19 protein-coding genes are annotated in these 19690 nt (G+C 41.2%); 3 read left to right on the top strand and 16 right to left on the bottom strand.

Annotated elements, in window-relative coordinates:
* The 12 genes from V7K30_RS14365 to V7K30_RS14310 all read right to left on the bottom strand — a co-directional run.
* Positions 1–2830 (bottom strand): nSTAND1 domain-containing NTPase (locus V7K30_RS14365; RefSeq protein ID WP_335000185.1); only part of this gene is annotated, 2830 nt, incomplete at its 3' end.
* Between the two features lie 19 nt (positions 2831–2849).
* Positions 2850–3230 (bottom strand): hypothetical protein, encoded by a 381-nt coding sequence (locus V7K30_RS14360; protein ID WP_335000183.1) that lies wholly within the window; start codon positions 3228–3230, stop codon positions 2850–2852.
* 181 nt (positions 3231–3411) lie between these two features.
* Positions 3412–5163, bottom strand: a complete 1752-nt coding sequence (locus tag V7K30_RS14355; protein WP_335000181.1) for a serine/threonine protein kinase — start codon at positions 5161–5163, stop codon at positions 3412–3414.
* Between the two features lie 365 nt (positions 5164–5528).
* The gene (locus V7K30_RS14350; protein WP_335000179.1) at positions 5529–5765 is read right to left on the bottom strand and encodes a hypothetical protein; all 237 of its coding nucleotides are present in this window, start codon (positions 5763–5765) and stop codon (positions 5529–5531) included.
* 236 nt (positions 5766–6001) lie between these two features.
* Positions 6002–6226: a hypothetical protein gene (locus V7K30_RS14345; RefSeq protein WP_335000177.1), complete on the bottom strand. Its 225-nt coding sequence runs from the start codon at positions 6224–6226 to the stop codon at positions 6002–6004.
* Between the two features lie 331 nt (positions 6227–6557).
* Entirely contained in the window at positions 6558–7070 is a 513-nt protein-coding gene (locus V7K30_RS14340) for a hypothetical protein (RefSeq protein WP_335000175.1), read from the bottom strand.
* A 241-nt stretch (positions 7071–7311) separates the two neighbouring features.
* Positions 7312–7500: a 30S ribosomal protein S21 gene (gene rpsU, locus V7K30_RS14335; RefSeq protein WP_012407716.1), complete on the bottom strand. Its 189-nt coding sequence runs from the start codon at positions 7498–7500 to the stop codon at positions 7312–7314.
* A gap of 115 nt (positions 7501–7615) precedes the next feature.
* A complete protein-coding gene (locus tag V7K30_RS14330) occupies positions 7616–7936 on the bottom strand; it encodes an RNA recognition motif domain-containing protein (RefSeq protein WP_273762368.1) in 321 nt (106 codons plus the stop codon).
* A gap of 408 nt (positions 7937–8344) precedes the next feature.
* Complete coding sequence (locus V7K30_RS14325) at positions 8345–8521, bottom strand: hypothetical protein (protein ID WP_335000173.1); 177 nt, start codon at positions 8519–8521, stop codon at positions 8345–8347.
* Positions 8518–10173, bottom strand: coding sequence for a tetratricopeptide repeat protein (locus V7K30_RS14320; RefSeq protein WP_335000171.1), 1656 nt, complete (start codon positions 10171–10173; stop codon positions 8518–8520). Before V7K30_RS14320 ends, V7K30_RS14325 begins: the two co-directional genes overlap by 4 nt.
* A gap of 248 nt (positions 10174–10421) precedes the next feature.
* Positions 10422–11027: an SMI1/KNR4 family protein gene (locus V7K30_RS14315; protein ID WP_335000169.1), complete on the bottom strand. Its 606-nt coding sequence runs from the start codon at positions 11025–11027 to the stop codon at positions 10422–10424.
* 460 nt (positions 11028–11487) lie between these two features.
* The gene (locus tag V7K30_RS14310) at positions 11488–12582 is read right to left on the bottom strand and encodes a hybrid sensor histidine kinase/response regulator (RefSeq protein WP_335000167.1); all 1095 of its coding nucleotides are present in this window, start codon (positions 12580–12582) and stop codon (positions 11488–11490) included.
* Between the two features lie 583 nt (positions 12583–13165).
* Here V7K30_RS14310 and V7K30_RS14305 point away from each other — a divergent pair.
* Together V7K30_RS14305 and V7K30_RS14300 are read left to right on the top strand one after the other, a co-directional pair.
* Positions 13166–13885, top strand: a complete 720-nt coding sequence (locus tag V7K30_RS14305; RefSeq protein ID WP_335000165.1) for a response regulator transcription factor — start codon at positions 13166–13168, stop codon at positions 13883–13885.
* A 126-nt stretch (positions 13886–14011) separates the two neighbouring features.
* The gene (locus tag V7K30_RS14300) at positions 14012–15700 is read left to right on the top strand and encodes an NAD(P)H-quinone oxidoreductase subunit 4 (protein ID WP_335000163.1); all 1689 of its coding nucleotides are present in this window, start codon (positions 14012–14014) and stop codon (positions 15698–15700) included.
* A gap of 111 nt (positions 15701–15811) precedes the next feature.
* Here the strand turns inward: V7K30_RS14300 and V7K30_RS14295 are convergent, their stop codons facing one another.
* Entirely contained in the window at positions 15812–16087 is a 276-nt protein-coding gene (locus tag V7K30_RS14295) for a hypothetical protein (protein ID WP_335000161.1), read from the bottom strand.
* A gap of 173 nt (positions 16088–16260) precedes the next feature.
* Positions 16261–16485 carry a hypothetical protein gene (locus tag V7K30_RS14290; protein ID WP_335000159.1) on the bottom strand — a complete coding sequence of 75 codons (225 nt, stop codon included), beginning with the start codon at positions 16483–16485 and terminating at the stop codon, positions 16261–16263.
* Positions 16486–16881: 396 nt separating this feature from the next.
* On the opposite strand from V7K30_RS14290, the gene V7K30_RS14285 reads away from it, so the two are divergent.
* Positions 16882–17334, top strand: a complete 453-nt coding sequence (locus tag V7K30_RS14285; protein ID WP_335000157.1) for an Hsp20/alpha crystallin family protein — start codon at positions 16882–16884, stop codon at positions 17332–17334.
* Between the two features lie 116 nt (positions 17335–17450).
* Here the strand turns inward: V7K30_RS14285 and V7K30_RS14280 are convergent, their stop codons facing one another.
* Positions 17451–19103: a sensor histidine kinase gene (locus V7K30_RS14280; RefSeq protein ID WP_335000203.1), complete on the bottom strand. Its 1653-nt coding sequence runs from the start codon at positions 19101–19103 to the stop codon at positions 17451–17453.
* On the bottom strand, positions 19087–19650 hold the full coding sequence (locus V7K30_RS14275; RefSeq protein ID WP_335000155.1) for a hypothetical protein: 564 nt from the start codon (positions 19648–19650) through the stop codon (positions 19087–19089). The genes V7K30_RS14280 and V7K30_RS14275 overlap by 17 nt, the downstream gene beginning before the upstream one ends.
* Positions 19651–19690 lie beyond the last annotated feature (40 nt).

Raw genomic sequence — 19690 nt, 5'->3', positions numbered from 1 at the left:
GGCTGAAGCTGACGCCCCGAACCGAGTTTGTATGCCCAGTCAGGGTTCTAATTTCCTTGCCGGTGCTGGTATCCCAGAGTTTCACTGTCTTGTCAAGACTTGCAGAAGCCAGCATCTTGCTATCGGGGCTGAAGCTGACGCCATAAACCTTGCTTGTATGCCCAGTCAAGGTTTTAATTTCCTTGCCAGTGCTGGTATCCCAGAGTTTCACCGTGTTGTCATCACTGCCAGAAGCCAGCATCTTGCCATCGGGGCTGAAGCTGACGCCCCGAACCGAGTTTGTATGCCCAGTCAGGGTTCTAATTTCCTTGCCGGTGCTGGTATCCCAGAGTTTCACTGTCTTGTCAAGACTTGCAGAAGCCAGCATCTTGCCATCGGGGCTGAAGCTGACGCTCCGAACCAAGTTTGTATGCCCAGTCAGGGTTCTAATTACCTTGCCAGTGCTGGTATCCCAGAGTTTCACCGTGTTGTCAGCACTGCCAGAAGCCAGCATCTTGCTATCGCGGCTAAAGCTGACGCCCCAAACCCCGTTTGTATGCCCAGTCAGGGTTCTAATTACCTTGTCAGTGGTGGTATCCCAGAGTTTCACCGTGTTGTCATCACTGCCAGAAGCCAGCATCTTGCCATCGGGGCTGAAGCTGACGCTAAGAACCGATCTTGTATACCCAGTCAGGGTTTTAATTACCTTGCCAGTGCTGGGATACCAGAGTTTCACCGTGTTGTCATCACTGCCAGAAGCCAGCATCTTGCCATCAGGGCTGAAGCTGATGCTACAAACCGAGTTTGTATGCCCAGTCAGGGTTTTAATTACCTTGCCAGTGCTGGTATCCCAGAGTTTCACCGTGTTGTCATCACTGCCAGAAGCCAGCATCTTGCCATCAGGGCTGAAGCTGACGCTACAAACCGAGTTTGTATGCCCAGTCAGGGTTTTAATTACCTTGTCAGTGCTGGTATCCCAGAGTTTCACCGTGTTGTCATCACTGCCAGAAGCCAGCATCTTGCCATCAGGGCTGAAGCTGACGGCAGAAACCTCGTTTGCGTGTCCTCCCAAGGTGTTGGGTGCGGCAACATTGTGAACTGTATTTAATAATGCCAGTTCTACCTGAGTGCGGGTATCCGTATCAACCCAGAATTTACCTTGCATTTTGACAGCAGCTTTGACGCTTGATTGGACAGCTTTTCGTCCATCTAACCTCAAAAACCCATCGGAACTTTGGGCAAAGGCATTAATTTGACTGATTTCGGCATTCCACCAGCCTATACTCGCTAGCCCAGATAAACCCAAAGCTAACACCAAACCTCCTGCTAATCCAGAAACACCCAGTTGTCTTCTACGTTGCCGTTGCTTTTCTTCCCTATCCCGCAGTGCGACACTAGTTTCAATAAATTCTTGTTCACCTTTGCTAAGTTCCTCTCGGCGCTGTTCCAGCTTTTCTTGTGCCTCTGTTAACGTAGCACCCCGCAACAATGCCCCCTCATCCCGTTGCGTCTGTTCCCATTGATACATTTCTGCTCTTAATCGCTCTTGCCAAGCTCTAAAAACGCGGTTTGTATTCATCCATTCTCGCAGTTCTCCCCAATTGCGAATCAGCGCTTCATGGACTACCTCTACTGTTTCTTGACTGGCAAGATTGCGACTTGTCACCACCAACCGAGCATCAGCTAATTGTTTTACCAAAGACCAGCTTTGCTCTTCCAATTCTGCCTTTATCGCTATGCGTCTGGTATCTTCTGTTCCCTCACCCGGACGCACCAATTGAATAAAAATCCGCCGGACTTTTTGCTTCTCATCATCTGTCAATTCGCCATATTTCTCATCAGCATGGCGAGCTAACGCTCCTTCTACTTGACCAATTTCTTCATAGATTTTGTGAGTTAATTGTTTACCTGTTCGCTTATTCCACAACTCTGTCAAAGCAAACTCTAGCAAAGGTAAATTTCCCGGTTGGTTTTCCACATCATCCAGAATGCGTTCTACCAGTCCGCTTTCAAATATCACTCCTAATTTTTGGGCAGGTTTTTCAATGACTTGTGTTAGTTCCTCCCGATTCATCGGTCCCAGTTTCACGTCAGCATTTTGCAAGACATCAGCAAAGGGACGATAGGAGAGAGCATTTCCCAAAAAATCTGCCCGCATCGTTGCTACCAACACCATTGCCGATGAAGTCAGGGAAGTAGGAGTTACTAGACTAGCTAATAAACAATCAAGAAACTGACGGCGAATTTCTTGATTGTTACAAAGAGTGTAAATTTCTTCAAATTGGTCAGCAATCAGTAGCACCCGATCGCTAGGATGATTTTGCTGAATTTTAGCAAAAACATCCGAGAGAATAACAGAACCATCTTGCAAGTAACCAGCCATCTTTCGGGCTTGGGCAATTTGGTCTGTTTGATCTAATTTGGGTGTATAAAGAGGAACAAGAGCTAAAGCTAGAGCATGGAAAGGGTCAGAACCAGGACGAAAGTGAGTAAACTGCCAATGACCTGCTGTTTCTAATTTAGGGACTAATCCCGCTAATACCACCGAAGATTTACCGCTTCCTGATGCACCAAGCACCGGAATAAAATTATTGGTTTTAGTTGCACTATAAAGTTCTTCGATAAATATTTCCCGCCCAAAGAACACATCCGCATCATTGGGGCCAAAATGAAACAACCCCCGATAAGGACAAGGCAGAGATTCATCAGCAGCGATCGCCGAATCAACAGGTTCTACTCTTGCTTCTTCCCTATAGTAAAAGTAGTTGTAGATAATGTTTTTTTCACCAACTACAGCACTCTTTACTTCATTTTTAAACCTTGAATTGTAGTTGGAACTATTTTCAGCCATCTAGATACTCCAGTGGCTTTTAGCTAAATGTATTTTCTTGTTTGTTGCGATCGCCCACCTGAGCGCCCTTCACTTCTCCTTGAAAGACTGTGTTATACTTACCCCCTGCCGATTCTTCAGGTTTTACCTGTTTCAGCAACTCCTGCGCTAACTTAATAATTTCCTCATCTTTCTCAACACCAGCTTCAGCTAATTTCTTTTTAAGTGGTGCTTCATAGGTTTCAGGGTCTGTTTCGTGTTCTTCCAGAACCATCTGTGCTTTTGGTTCACTTTCAAACTTCTTCTTAATCAAGGTTTTCAACCCCTGATAGGCATCTTTAACTGCTGTTCCTGCGGTATCCTTAGTAGCTGCGATCGCACCAGCACCTAAAGCAGCAATAATCATAGAAATAGGTTCCATAGTTAATCTCCAATTATTTGTATCTAACAGCTAAAATAACAGGACTTACGCAACTGGCACATATATCTTCATGTTATCGAAGTCAAGGGTCAAGATTTCGATTTTTTGACTCTTGATAACCTCTACAAAAAAAATATTACACTTACGCAAGTCCTAAATATAGGAATCCCTCCTTCCTCTTTCATCGCCACCCTAAAAAGCGTAATCCAGGGACAATTAGGTAGTAACTTACTCCTAGCCAGAAGCTGATAAAAAAGCCTACAGAACCAAAAAAAATCAGAGGTAACTGTAACTCTGACCAACCTGGTTGAGTAGAAAATTGGAAGATCAGAGGTGCTAACCTCAAAAGAATCAAAATTGCATAGGCACTAGCACTGCCAAAGGCAGCGAACACAGCGTACACTATATGATGGCTGCGAAGTCCTAAACTCAAGGTGAGTAGGCAAACTGCCACTAAAATCACTGCCACTAAGCCCTCGCCGCTGTCTTTTGGTGTGATTAATTGCAAAATCAACCATCCGAAGCCATAGCTAATCATGCCCATCAGCGACGCCACTAAAAAGCGCCGCCGTTGACCAAAACACCCTGATACTGTCAGTCCCCAAGCGGTTCCCCAGCCTGCTGCGACGAACACCAAAATATCTGCCCCGAAGACGGGTTGAGTATTTGGCACTAATTCGTTTAGCTGACTCGAAATAAATTCCACCACTTGATGCCCCAAGCTGGTGCGATATGCCAAAATAAAACCAGCGATCGCACCAATACAAGCGCCAATACTACTCAGGATCATCGCCCAAATCGTCGCCAAACAAGCTTGGAAAATTTTGATGATTGTCTGAGCAATGAAAATAACCGTTTTGGTTACAGCTTGGCTAAAGTTAGCTAAAGCCTGTTCAATAGCTTGTGTTAGCAGTGTAAATTTGTGGAACGCTTGCGTTGAGGCTTGCTTAATGTTGACTCGCAGTCGGGCAAATAATCCTGGCGGCGGTAATGGTTGAGAAATCTTCGCCAAACGTTTTTGAATCATAGCTGCATTTGCCGGACGCGATCGCACATCCGCCTGCACCATCTCATCTAGCAAATCTGCTAATTGTGGGTTGACATTTACCGCAGTTCGCCAGCGCAATTTCCCAGTTTGCTGATCTTCCAACTCTAGCGGGTACTTGCCTGTTAGTAGTTCAATCATCGTTCGACCAAGGGCATAAAAATCGGCACTTGGCCCGACAATACCTCCAGTCACTTGTTCTGGTGGACTGTAGCCAGAAGAAAATAATCGGGTGGAACTAGACTGAGAACGCAGCTTAGAGGCGCTAAATTGTTTTGCCCCGCCAAAATCAATTAGTACCAGGCGATCGCTCTCTGTTTCGCCTGGAAGTGGGGGTACAATTACCGAAGAAGTACCCAGCATTAAGTTAGAAGGTTTGATATCCCGGTGAATAATCTGACGTTTATGTAATTCTTGTAAAATCTGTACAGCTTGGGCGAACCAGTTTAAAACCAAATTTTCTGGACACCCTTGGGGAAACTTTTTTAATATCTCCTCTAAAGTCCGCCCATTGATTTTTTCCATTACCAGACAAGGCAGTTGGTGCGGCTTGGGGTTAAACAGTTGTACATGAAAATACCCATCGGCATCAACAGTGGGGACACCCGGATGCTGCAAGCTAGATAAAACCGCCGCCTCTTGGGTAAATAATTCCAGTGCCTTTGGTGAATCTTCCACCAAAACTTTCAGCACTTTCTCTGTTTGAGTTTTTTCATCCCAAACCGTGTAGATTTGAGCAAATCCTCCCGACCCCAACGGGTAAAGTGGAACATAGCGGTCTAACAACTCTAGCGGTGCGCCACAGCTGTTGCAAAATTTGTTTCCCCAAGGCTGAGGATAAGGACGTTGACAATCAGGATTTATGCAGTGAACCGAGAGAAGACGCATAATCAATACTTTTAGGCATTTTTTATAAAAAATGCTCAACAGATGCTCAAAAGCTCAACTTTAAATGATAAAAGTACCGTTTTTGGTATAAATTAATGCTCAAAGTTGATGCTCATTGAATGCTCGTTTCTAACAGTCATACTTCACTCTATCTCTTATGTTTTTAGTTGTTAAATAAATTGTTAAACAAGTTGTTAAATAACTAGGAGTATGAGAGTCAGAACTGAAAAACAACTCGATTTTTTAAGGAAAATAGCCAAAAAATTGAAAAACCGTTTCCGGCAGGGCAAGGGTAATCAGAAAACGAGCATTAAAATAGCTCCTACATGAGGAGCTACTAGTCAATGAGAGTAGAGATGGATTTGTTACTGACTGAGTAAACCTAGCGCTAGCTCTAGGTGATACTTAGCTTTGTGTAGTGCGAGTAGTTTCTCTTGAGAGTATCTATCTGGATAGTTTAGTGTCTTGCCTTCCATCGTCATTTTAATTAACGCTGACTGTTCATCCGTAGGAGTTACCATGCTGTCATTACAGTCAGACAAATCATTCATAAATCCAAAGCTAGGCGGTTTTATTCCCCTCCCTTGCTGTAGTTGGTTCACAGCAATAGCGTGAAAAGCTAGTAAGGTTACTAGATACGATTGCTTATATCCCAATACGGTTGGGTTAAGAAGAATAATAGGTTGGGTTGAGCGTAAGCGTTACCCAACAAAGCCTTGATAAGGTTGGGTTTCGTTCCTCAACCCAACCTACGCCTAATAATCAAGCATAGTCTGGTCTTGGGCTATTTTGGCAAAAGGTAGACAAATTGTCCACCTTTCGTTCACTTATTTACCTTCTAGGGTTGAATTCTCAGACTTGTGTCAACTTTGCCTTGCTTTACTTGATTAACACATCCCAACCATTCATGCCAGACGGCGGGATCAGCAGTTTCGCCATCTCCCAAAGTACTCATATCACCAAGTAACCCCCCCAAATCATCTGATTGTGTTCTGTCATAGACAGAGACTAGATATGCATACATAGCAGCATATGCCTCTTTTTCGGTCAAGTTAATACTCATGGTCTACCTTGCGATGGTGTAGGATTGTTTAGACCAGTGTCAGGATTATATGTTTTGGGAACATCATTGATTCCTCCATTATTAATTACATTGTTGCGTGTTCGTACCCAAACTTGTCTACCGTCAGGCAGTATTTTTTCAGACCAGATATTGCCATACTTATCTGAACCAAGAGTAGTTGTAGGATCATCAGCAACATCTTTTAGTAATTTTCGGTTATCAGAAGTATCTGGTAAATGCCCTGGTTCGTTACGGAAAATATGCTTAATTTGTGAATCACCAGTAAGAGGTAGGTAGATACATAAAAACCTCTAGAGATAATTTCTAGAAGTTATAAGTACAGCAAGTTTCTGGTTATCTCTATGCTTCTGTTCTCGACCAGCCAGTTCTTAATTTTTATTGAATCTTCACACTTCGTAGCATTCATAGCTGATTTAAGGAAGTTAGGGTAAGTCTCAAGAAACGCTTTATCAAATGTTGTCTCCTTAAATCTTGGCTTTACGTAGTCGCTGTATTTTTCCCATACTTCCATAAGCGATAGTTCTGGCTTGGGCGGTAGCTGGTCACTTGCGCTATTACCCTTAAGCTTTAAATCGGCTGTAATACCATATTTAGCCAGAGACTCATCAAAACAGCCGTCTTGTAAGTCAAGGGTCATCGGTTCGGCTAATCGGTGCGCTCTATTCATGTTGGCTTCGGTTGCGTCCATCCCTAGCGCTATTCTTGGCTGTTCACCTCCGAAGTACTGTCTAGGGAGTCTAGCCTTGATCCTGCCTTTTTCTACGTATATGGATACTTTGCCTTTAGAAGTCTTGCTAGTAGCGGGTTTATTGCTGTTTACCATTGGATGCTCAGATAATGCTCATTTGTGGATATTCAGTCGATAATCAACTGAATTGCAGGCATTATACTAGAAAATCAAGATTTTGTTTTTGAGCCGCACTCTAAGTGATGTGGGACACAACCGCTACAATACAAAGGCTGACTTGATTTCAGCGTTTCTTGAGGTTTCCTGATTTTTAAATAGGCAAAAGGAAAACCCTCATAAAATCTATGAGGGCATTCGTTTATATCTAAGTAAGTCCTTAATTACGGAAACTTCTCTTACTCTGTCTGTGCTTGGCAACTTCTTTGCGCTTGCGTTTTTCTAGGGGCGTTTCAAAATGACGATGCTTTCTCATGTCTGGAAAAATTCCAGCCTTGGAAACTTCTCGCTTAAATCGTCGTAAGGCTGACTCAATGTGTTCATTGTCACCTACAATTACTTGGGTCATTATTTCTCCTACTAAGTTGACTTGATCAATGGGTATGCAGGCGGTAACATTACAAAAAAAAGACAGACTTCTTGTCTGACCTTAAGACTCTTGGTAATTTTTTTTGTTTCCAAGGTTAGTAGCGGGAGCGTCCGCCACCGCCACCGCCGTATCCTCCTCGGTTCCCACCAAAGGAACCTCTATCACCTCTATCTTCTTTAGGTTTAGCCTTATTTACTTTCAGGTCACGACCCATCCACTCAGCACCGTCGAGAGCTTCAATGGCGGCTGTTTCTTCTGCTTCAGTTCCCATTTCCACAAAAGCAAAGCCTCGTGGACGACCTGTTTCACGATCAGTAGGTACTTGAACCCGCTTTACAGTACCATATTCTGCAAAAATACCACTTAAATCTTCTTGTGTAACGTCATAAGAGAGGTTACCTACATAAATTGACATCGATTCTCTCCAAAATCATCACTGTGTAGAGATTTTAATTTCTCTGAGAAGTCTGTAAATACTAAAAGGAAAAAGCCTTTCAATACTAAAACCAAAGACATCACCGAATTAACTCTCCTAATCTAGGATGACATATGAGCCAACTCTCTGCATCCAGTAGATAGTTAACAGATAGTTAACCAGTGATGCGATCGCACCTACGCGATCGCCTGCCCCCATGTACCCTAAGTACAGCCCACCGCAAAAAAGGGTTGGAAATGGAAGAAGATAAATTCTGTAGGGTGATATAGGAAATCAGACATGGAGGGGCGCATCTTTAATATCCGAATTGAACGTTTGACTGCATTAACCATAAAGTATTACTCCCAAATTTTAATATGAAAGGCAAAGTCAGGCAACAAATAAACGCTATGCCGACTTGTACTCTTTTGGAGAAGCCGCTATGAAAGCAATTGCGATCGCGTCCCCACCTGCCGTAGGCAATGGTGCAGCGGGAGCGAATCTTCTCCCAAAGCGAAGCCGCGCCTCCAAAGTTGGGGAGCGACTGAAAGATAGTTGATTCCTGGATTCCGAATTCTTCTTCAATACATTTTCGCTATGTTAAGTTGCTTATTATCACCTTTCCAAGCTGTTTTCAATTCGGCTTTGACAACTTGAGCAGCCTGATCTTTGCCCAGTGCCTGCAAACTTGCCTGCAAGCCAAATAGAGAACGCCCATTATGGGGATACTTTTTTAGATCAGCACGAAAGACTTTCTCAGCCTCTCCATAGTCACCCTTAGCCAAAAGCACAGCGCCCAAAGATTCGCGCGTGGGAAAGTACCAGTCTGGTGGTTCCACGTAATCAAGGGCATCTTCTGCTGCCACCGCTTTTTCTAGCAATTGAATAGCAGATTCATAATCATGCTTTTCTCTAGCAATTTTGGCGTCTAGAACTTTTGAGGCAATGTCTAAAATGCGACTAGCGGGACTCAATCCAATAGTTGCCTCGGTGGAAATTACCTGTTTGGCGGCAAGTAATGCCCGACTTTCGCTTGCTGCATCTTCAAGTTTGCCTGTGGCTGCTTTTGCCATGCCGCGAGCAAAATGCCAAAGTGCTGTGGTAGTAGGCAATTTAGCATTGGGGGCAGGAGTTTTTAAGATGGCATCCCAGTCACTAAAGCGTGTCTGAATCAGCATTTTGCTGCCCAGAAATCCCTCAAGCATTGGTATATACGGATTAATAGCAGTAATATTTGCGACGAATTTATCTGCGGTTCGGAGAGCATCTTCATATCTTCCTGCCATGCTGCTGGCCACCATGAGGAAATGTACGTTGTGGTTGTAGTACATCATGGGGTAAGTGCCCTGGACTTGATATTTTTTGATGTAAATATCATCTTGAGCGATCGCCTGCTTGTTTGCCTCCATTGCCCCCTCATAATCTCCCACACGAAAATAAATATGGGAAGGCATGTGTACCAAGTGTCCTGCTGCTGGCGCGAGGGTTCCTAGTCTTTTGGCACTTACAAGGGCCCGTTCAGGGGAAGGCGAGGCTTCTACCGCATGGATATAGTAATGATTAGCTCCCGGATGATTTGGGTTACGCTTGATAACTGATTCTAAAACAGCTACAATCTCTTCTGTATCTTCCCGTGGCTTGCCATCTTTAGTCCAGTACTGCCAAGGATGTAGATCCATCAAGCTTTCAGCGTAAAGCGTCGCCGCATCCAAATCATCAGGATAGCGCTTGACTAGGTTTGCCATTGCTTTTGCGTAGTAAAGCGCTAGTTGATACAAGTCTGCATCAGGATCTTGGGAGTAACGTTTTGCTAAGGCGGTAATGTAGTCTTGTTCTTGGGTAGATGCGTGGGTGGAAAGTGCCAAAGCTTGTTGTACCGCTTGATAAGCAGCTAATTCCCGGTTGGGGTCTATTTCTAAGTTAATATTGGGCCCCATAGCCAAAGCAATACCCCAATATGCGATCGCTAAATGCGGATCAAGTTTGGTGGCGTGTTGAAAAGAACGCACAGCTTCATCATGATTGAAAGCGTAAATTAAATTTAATCCTTGATCGAAAAACTCTTGTGCTTGGGGATTAGCAGTGGAAACTGGATGGTGGATTGTGCCAAGTCCAGATATTAAAGTATAAGGCTGTCTTGCTTGAGCGTAGACGGAAAGCGGCTTGTCGTCAGCGATCGCCGCACTAGGAGCGACTAAAGATAGTGTAAGCACCCAAACTAGAAATAAGTACTTCATTGTCTATATTCTTTTTCTTTAAGCTCTTTTTTTATTAATATTCAAATACCATAGTTTCTCTAAGGAAGCAATTTGTGCTTTTCCAGCTTCAGATTCTCTGTAATTAAGAGTTATATTTTCGATATATAGGACTCATGTTTGATTTTTGAAAAAACTCAGTACAACTCAAAGAGGCTTCTTCCCTACTCCCTACTCCCCACTCCCCACTCCCAGCCTACGCAAATAATTTCAGAAATCAAATCGGATTGCTATATCTCTTTTTCAAATTTCAGCTTTTCTTCATCTATTCGTATTATCATATCATCTTCTTCTCCATATTTATCTGGTATAATTTGATATAAATCAAACTCACAAAACTCCGCAATTACAGATATCATGCTGATGAGATTTTTATATATTCTTACTGAATCATCAAGGCAATCAACATCCCAAAGATAAACCGGAGATGGATCGAGATCGCCAACTACATAAAGCATTCTTTTAGTCTCATAGGCAGCAATAGGAAACCATTTTTGCTTCCAATATGCATCATCATAGTTAGTAGCTTCTCCTATACTTTTGTAAATATAAACTGAATCTTGCAAAGAACAAAAAGAACAAATAACGTCGGCTCTTAATTGCTCAGGAAACAAAAAATAGAGTGGGAGATAGCCATTGTTATAACCAAGATCGGCGGTTCCATTGCACCATTGATAAAGTTCGTATACTTCTTCGGATAACCTGAATGGTAAATCCTTAGTAATTTCGTCAATCTGCTGGGGAGTTAAACCTGGATTGTAGCAGTCAAAAAATTCAATATTAGTAGATTCTAACCAATTCAAAATATATTGAAGTTCAGCCGTAAGTTCAGACATGTGACTAACCTCATTTAGTGATTAAAGACAAAAGTATTTTGAACCATCTCATCTAATTTACCCAAAATTGAGTCCGCGGACTCGCTAATGCTCGCTATCGACCACCAAGTTTGAAGCCTCCGCACTGTGTTGACATATCTACGATATCCAGTGTTAATCAGCCAAGTTGCGCTTTATCATCATCGCTATCTACCTGAAGTTATAAATGATTTTGTCTCAAGATAGAATCATATAATCATACCTTTCCCTCTTTTGGATATTAATTGAATTCTCAAAGATGAATTTAACCGTTAAATAACTATGTACAACGGGCACAAATATTCTTGATAAAACATCGTCAGATAGAAGAATTAGACCAGTACAAATATTTTTGTCTACCTTTTCCTATATCTTAGTTCTATCTTAGTGTTCACGGATTTTGTCTGTGAACACTATTTTTGATTGTAAAACATCCCTACTTTTAGTTTTCGCCAGCTACAGGTAGACGGATAGTGAATTTACTACCCTGCCCTGGTTCAGATGTGACATCGATTGTGCCTTGATGTGCTTCGATAATACAGCGAGATAGATATAGTCCCAAACCACTACCAGAACGCTGGTGTTTACCTTGGCGAAATCGCTCGAATAATATTGCCTGATCTTGTTTAGAAATTCCTGGCCCTGTATCTTGGATATCAATAGTCACAGCTACCGGAGTGAGATGGCAGTGAATATCTACAGAACCTTTGTCTGTAAATTTGATGGCATTGCCGATGATATTTGTCAAAACTCGCCGCAGTTCCACGCGATCGCCCATGATGGTGCTTGCAGTTTCACCTGTATCAATATTTACAGATAATCCTTTTTCTTCAGCTAAGGGAGTTAATTCCTGGGAAACTTCACTAACTAATTCCTGAATATTGCAGGGAGAAATTTTTAAGGTTTTACAGCCCGCCTCATGACGATAAACTTCTAGCAAAGTATTTACCATTTCCAGCAGGTCTTGATTACTGCCAATCATGGTATCAATTATTTCTTGCAATTGTGGCGAAACTTCGCAAAACCGGCCTTCCAGCAATAATTTTAATACGCGGTTGGAGGCTACCAGTGGTATGCGTAAATCGTGAGTAAAACGGGAGACAAAATCTGCCCGCAGGTTAGCCATCTGATCTCGTTCGTCAATACTATGTTTGAGGCGCAGGAGCGATCGCACTCGTGCATGTAGTTCATCAGGATCGAATGGTTTACGAATAAAGTCATCTGCACCAGCATCGAGTCCTTCCACAACGCTAGACTCATAGTGAGCCGTTAGCAGCAGAATCGGGATAAATGGCAACGCCGGATTCTGCCGGATGCGTCGAGTAAATTCATAGCCATCTATCTCCGGCATCATCACATCTAAGAGAATTATATCTGGTGGTGACTCCTCAACCATAGCCAGAGCTATTTTGCTATCTTCCACCAAGCTAATTTCATAGTCCTCATCTTCTAAGACTGCTTCTAAGACCAGTAGATTGTCAAAAACATCATCGACAACGAGAATTTTATCTTTTTTGACACTTTTAGTTAAAGACATGGCTAAATAAAAAAAGAAGTGCTTGGCTATCCCTAGCAAATCTAGTAATAGCTTACTTTACCAGCGCTGAGATTATTAAAGATTCACATTTTCCTTTAAAGTTTCCTGAATTAAATATCTTATTTTTATACGTAATTACCCTGATAGACATCCAATAAATGTATAAATTAGGTGGATTATTTTTTATAAGTATCTTAGCCGTCCGATTATTCAACCAATATCTGTGCCTGGGTGCTAGGGTGAGATAGTTTAGTCCCTTTTATGTGCATCATCCTAGCCACTGCAAGGGCAACTATTTAATAGTCACCCAATCTTATTTGCTAGCGGATTTTCAGGGAGGAGTTGTTTACCATAAAACATCTATTCTCAAGTAAATGTATAAAAATATTTTTTGATTGAATTATATTGTCATATCGAAACTCTTGCTTTAGAAAAACTTACGAGATAAGGTTATTTATGTCCAATGGTAGATGAAGTTTAGGGAACAATACCAAGTGCATTGCTTTTTGTATAAAATCCCGAATAGAAGAACGACATTATTTTAATCTGTACTTTAGATAAATAACAGTAAAGTTAAGCAACTATGAGTGAAATCAAGATCCTCGTGATCGAAGATCACAACCTGACAAGAATCGGCTTACGGTCTGCCTTACAAACCCAGCCAGAGTTCAACATTGTTGGTGAAGCAGCCAATGCAGGCGACGGCATCAAGCTTCTGAAAAGTCTCAAGCCCGATGTTGCTACTATTGACATTGGTTTGCCTGACATGGATGGTATTGAGCTAACACGCACATTTAGGCAATATCAAGCAGAGAATGAAGATTATACAACAAAACTGCTAATTTTAACGATGCAGAATAGCGAACAAGCAGTTTTAGCAGCATTTGCAGCAGGTGCAGATTCTTATTGCATGAAGGATATCGAAACTGAGAAACTAGTGGAGGCTGTGCAAACAACCTATGCGGGTAGCTCATGGATCGATCCAGCGATCGCAGACCTTGTACTACAACAAATACGTCAAGATTTCCCTGATGGTAGCAGAGGGGCATCTGGAAAAAGAGTCTTGATTGAAGGTATTGACCCAGATGTTGAGAAAAGTATAGTCAGCTATCCTTTAACTCATCGGGAAATGGATGTTTTAGAGTTGATTGTCGCTGGGTGTGACAATGCAGAAATTGCTAAAAGGCTCTATCTAACAGTCGGTACTGTAAAAACTCATGTTCGAGGTATTCTCAATAAACTCTGTGTTGCTGACCGTACACAGGCTGCTGTTCGTGCTTTGCGGGCTGGATTAGTACCGTGAGTGTGGTTGTTCATAATCCTTTTTCGGTCAAATCGGTTACGTGAGACAAAGATTTGTAAAGAAATTGTTACACAGTTTAGTAAAATGACATAATTGACAAACAAATAAGTATTTTTTCTCATATACATGATAGCGGATCAATTTCCCTGGCTTACCGCGATTGTCTTGCTGCCACTCGTTGCTGCCTTGCTCATCCCTGTGCTGCCTGATAAAGATGGCAAGCGCGTGCGGTGGTATGCACTGGGCGTAGGTATCGCAGACTTTGCCTTGATGTGCTACGCCTTTTCGAAGCATTACGATGCCAGCAGTGCTAGTTTTCAACTCGTGGAGAATTATGCCTGGGTGCCTCAGTTAGGTTTGAACTGGGCGGTATCAGTCGATGGACTTTCAGTACCACTTGTGCTTCTAGCAGGATTTGTCACCACACTCTCGATTTTTTCAGCTTGGCAAGTTGATCACCGACCCCGCCTCTTCTATTTTTTGATGCTGGTGCTGTATTCCGCACAGGTAGGGGTGTTCGTTGCCAAAGACTTGCTGCTATTTTTCATTATGTGGGAAGTAGAACTGATTCCCGTCTACCTACTAGTCTGCATTTGGGGTGGGCAAAGGCGGCGTTATGCGGCTACGAAATTTTTGTTGTATACCGCAGCGGCTTCTATATTTATTTTGGTGGCAGCCCTGGCAATGGGTTTATACGGCGGCGGTGATATGACATTTGACATCACCGACCTCGCCAAGAAGGAATATCCCCTTGGTCTACAGCTGCTACTTTATGCGGGGTTATTGATTGCATTTGGTGTCAAACTCGCTGTTTTCCCGATGCATACCTGGTTGCCTGATGCCCACGGCGAAGCATCCTCTCCTGTGTCGATGATTTTGGCTGGTGTGTTGCTGAAGATGGGCGGATATGGACTAATTCGCCTGAATCTTGAACTACTCCCCGATGCACACATTTACTTTGCGCCGGTTCTAGCCATTCTGGGTGTTGTCAACATTATTTATGGTGCATTGAACTCCTTTGCTCAGACCAATATGAAGCGGCGTTTGGCTTATTCGTCGATTTCTCACATGGGGTTTGTACTGCTTGGGATTGCGTCCTTCACTGATTTGGGAATCAACGGCGCGATGTTGCAAATGATTTCACATGGTTTGATTGCATCAGTGCTGTTCTTCTTGGCAGGCGTTACTTACGATCGCACCCACACAATGGTAATGAAAGATATGGGCGGTATTGGTCAAGCCATGCCCAAAGTCTTTGCCCTGTTTACAATCGGAGCAATGGCATCCCTCGCACTTCCCGGTATGAGCGGCTTTCCTGGCGAACTCTCGGTATTTGTTGGCTTGACAAGCAGTGACGTTTACAGTTCGACTTTCTGCACCGTCACGGTTTTTCTAGCCGCAGTTGGAGTCATCCTCACACCTATTTATCTACTTTCCATGCTGCGAGAGGTATTTTATGGTCAGGGTGCAGCACTCATCTGCGACATTAATAACGCAGGCTTGGAAAATCAAGAAGATGACGGAACAGTTTGTTTTGGTACAGACTGCTTCGTGCCAGAGGAGGCAGTCTACGACGATGCTAGACCTCGTGAAGTGTTTATCGCTGCCTGTTTTCTGGTGCTGATTATTGGTATTGGTTTCTATCCTAAGATGGCGATGCAAATGTACGACGTGAAGACTGTCGCAGTGAATGCTAATGTTCGCCAGTCTTATGCCATAGTTTCGCAAACAAATCCCCAGATTTATGCTAATAGATTCTTGGTTCCGCAAATTTCAGAGGTTGAGGTAGCGCCCGTTTTAGGAACTTTGAAGTAAGCTTTTTGACTAATAGACTTGTCGAAAAGAGCCAGCACTAGGTATTTTTCTGAGGAAGGACAGAGTATTGATAGCCGATAGCTATGGTAGGCTATCAATCCCAAATCATTCTCAGGATGCCCAAGATGTTTTTTCTGGAAAAGATCCTTTTTTCCAATGTTGCCAAACCTTTACTCCTGCTCGTTGAAAAAATGCCTGCGAGTTTTGGTCTGGTGTTTCTTGAAGTTTCAGGTAGCTAACGTTTGTAGAATGAGTGGGTAAATTGTTAGAGTTGATAGCTATAGGTTCGCCACTATTATTAGTAGCTGTTTGAGCGCCACCGATTCCAGGCAATAAAGCAATAGAAGCAACAACGAGTATAGAATCTATCAAGGTAGAAAATTTCATAGGGTTATCCTTAGTTAGAGGAAAGTGCAATTAGTGTTCTTGAGTAATAGAGTCTAATTTTTTATCAGTCTCAACTTCCTGCACTCAGCTCACCTGAACGGTTGATTTGTTCCTCACCCATTCGGGTGAGCTAATTGAGCGCAAGAACTGAAAAATTTAAACCATCCTACGGATCATTCAAAGTTGCTAAGGCCCATCATGTGATAGGCAAGAACAGCAGTATCAAAGGGTTTGGGGTAATTGATATTTGTGGAATGGCTGCGTAAAGTATTAGATTTGATAGCTGTATTCATTGATGTGCCACTTTTGCGATGAGTGGGTGTTTGAGTCCTAGCGATTCTAGCTAGGACACTAGAATCAACAATGTGTGCAAAATTCAGCAAGGGAAAGAGTTTCATCGTTGATGCTGTGTTGATTAATAAATAGAGAGTAAAATTCAGGACAAACTTGAATAGATATATATTTAACAGAGGTAATCTAAAAATTTATGCAACGCTGTTACTCAGTTGTAGGCGTAGCCCAACCCAGCCATCGCATTTCTGCACTATCTCGTTCAACAGCAGATTTATTGGTTAACTATGATTGAATCTAATTTGTTTATTCTGGTTTACCGAACATACAAATTAGAGGAAACCGTAATTTTTTTTCATGTCTAATTTGGGACGGTAATCATCAATCACTTGATGCTAATAACCGAATCTACAGCAGGTTAAACTCTAAATAATATGAATATGTAAGCACTAACTTAAGTGCAAAACTGATTAAACAAAAGCTATTTGATGCGAGGAAGAGTTATGACATTAGTTCGTTGGAATCCTTGGAGAGAAGTTGACACTCTACAACGTCAACTCAATAATTTATTTGAAGACACCAGAGTACCATCTGCGTTGTTAGATAGAGGTTTGAGCAAAGTTCCTGCTGCTGAGATACAAGAAACTGAAGATGCTATTCATCTGAAGCTAGAACTTCCAGGAATAGAAGCTAAAGACTTGGATGTACAAGTCACAGAAAACGCTGTTTATGTTAGCGGTGAGCGGAAGTCAGAAACTAAAACTGAGGAAAAAGGTGTTACCAGAAGTGAGTTTCATTACGGTAAATTTCAACGCGTAATTCCTCTATCTGCTCGGATTCAAAATACTAACGTTACGGCAGATTATAAAGACGGCATCTTGAATCTGACACTGCCTAAAACTGAGCAAGAAAAGAAAAAAGTTGTCAAGGTTAATTTGGAACAACCTGGTACTTAATGGGTTGTGATCATACAACTCTACCTCCAATGATAGATTGAGATAGCTAAAAGCCCGGTTATGCAAGTGACCGGGCTTTTGTGATTTTTCACAAATGATTTAGGATTCCTATATAATTAGAATCGCTTACTATATTTGCTGTCCGGCTTTGTTAATATAGTTTGCTTACTGTCTTGCTTGATCGGAATCTCAATCAAGAACTCTGTACCCTTTCCTGGTGCAGATATACACTTGATTTTTCCCCTATGCTTTTCTACTATAATCTGGTAACTAATAGACAATCCTAAGCCAGTACCTTTCCCTAGAGGCTTAGTAGTAAAGAATGGATCAAATAATCTACTTTTTACTTCCTCACTTATTCCTGGACCATTATCTTTAATACTAATAATTATATATTCTTGATTTTTAACTTTAGTATGGATAATAATTGAGCTAGTTTGTTTTTTAAAATCTTCTTTCAAAGGCTTTACTTCCTGTTGATCTAAAGCATCAATTGCGTTTGAAAGTATATTCATAAATACCTGATTTAATCCTCCTGCATAACATTCGACTAGTGGTAAATTACCATAATCTTTGATAATTGTAATTTCCTGCTGTTCAGATTTTTCTTTAAGACGATACTGCAAAATTAAGAGTGTGCTATTAATTCCTTCATGAATGTCTACAGGTTTCATTTCTGCTTCATCGAGACGCGAGAAGTTTCGCAAAGTTAGCACAATCTCGCAAATCCGATCAGCACCAACTGTCATTGAACATAAAACTTTAGGGAGATCATCAATAATAAATTCTAAATCTATCTCATCAATTAAAATATTTTTTTCTGACTTATAATTACAATAGTTTGGGTGATACAGTTTAATTAAAGTTAGTAATTGCTGAGTATATTCTTTAACATAAATTAAATTACCATAAATAAAATTAACAGGGTTATTAATTTCATGAGCAACACCAGCGACAAGCTGGCCCAGTGAAGACATCTTTTCAGTTTGAATCAATTGTACTTGGGTGTGTTGCAATTCTTGCAGTGTCTGTTGTAGTTCAACATTTTTTTGTTTTAATTTTTCTGTTCTTACTGCAACTTGCATTTCCAACCTATAATTAGTTTCTTCTAAAGCAAGTTGAGAAATTTTTTTAGCTTTTAAATATCCTTGTAATAAATGTAATACCATAAGCCATGCCGGGATAAGCATTGCTAAACTTATAATAGATTCTAAAATTGCCCAAAACATTCTTTTACGATATTCACCAAGTTTATACTCTAACTGAAGTGAGATATTATGCTTTCTTTTAGTAACGCCATCTGCATAAATGTGCTTCTGCGTTTCATATTCAGCGCTGGATAATAGTAGCTGTGCTATCTCTTTTTGATTTTTTTTAACTAACTCAAAAGAGTGATTTTCCATTGAAACCAAGCGTTGATTAGCAGCATCAATTTTTTGAGTATCCTCATTTTTATATGCTTGAGGAGCCAGTTTAATAGATTCTTTAATAGTAAGATCCAGTTTGGGTTCAAATTGGTGATACCGTTGTTCCCAAGTCAAGTCACCTGTAGCAGCATTCATCCGGGCTGACATGGTTAATACTTCATCAAAATAGAAAATTTCATCACTTAATGTTTGCAGTTTAAATTCACATTTAGTAATACTATTGAAGTCACTATATGCTTGCCAACTAAGCCAAATTTGAGGAACAAATAAGAGTAATGTCAGTAGTAATGTTACAGTTACTAGCTGAGAGGGAACAGTTTTCAGTTTATAAAGCAGGTGCATTATCATAGTATTTTTTAGATGTATTATAATTAAAGCTTAACCAAACTTCAAACTCTCGGATTAGTTGAATTTCATCAGCATAAATACCAAATAAATTTCTTAAATAATTTATACTTTTATCGTGATAAATTTCAAAATCAATATCATTTATCTGTTTAATTTTAATTTTTCTGCCATAAATAAAACCTAAATCAAATTTTATTAAATCTAATGTGGAACAATTATAAGGATATGGATATATAAACTTAGCAAAAATTTTATATATGAATAAATGTAGTTTAGTAGTCTTGAAGTCATTACCCATTGTAAATCCAACTACAAAAGCTTCATCTTCAGAAGAAATCCCTCGACCTAAAAGTATATGAATATAATCGTGATCGCGCAAACTAATTTTTCCAGGTAATGCCAAAGGGCTACTAGGATTTTCTAGTAACCAAATTACAAAAGGAATTTTCGCATGATATAAACTAAATACTGCTGCATGTGCTTCTTTTAAATGAATAGGGGCTACATCTAGTTGGAAAGTTTTATCTAAATCAAAAGCCATTTTTATACTCCTAAACATCATTTTAAATAGAATTTTGCCA

It is taken from the genome of Nostoc sp. (assembly GCF_036917655.1).
In the GTDB taxonomy this organism is placed as follows: Bacteria; Cyanobacteriota; Cyanobacteriia; order Cyanobacteriales; family Nostocaceae; genus Nostoc.
The sequence above is the reverse complement of the archived record's forward strand: the minus strand, read 5'-3'. Positions and strand labels throughout refer to the sequence as shown.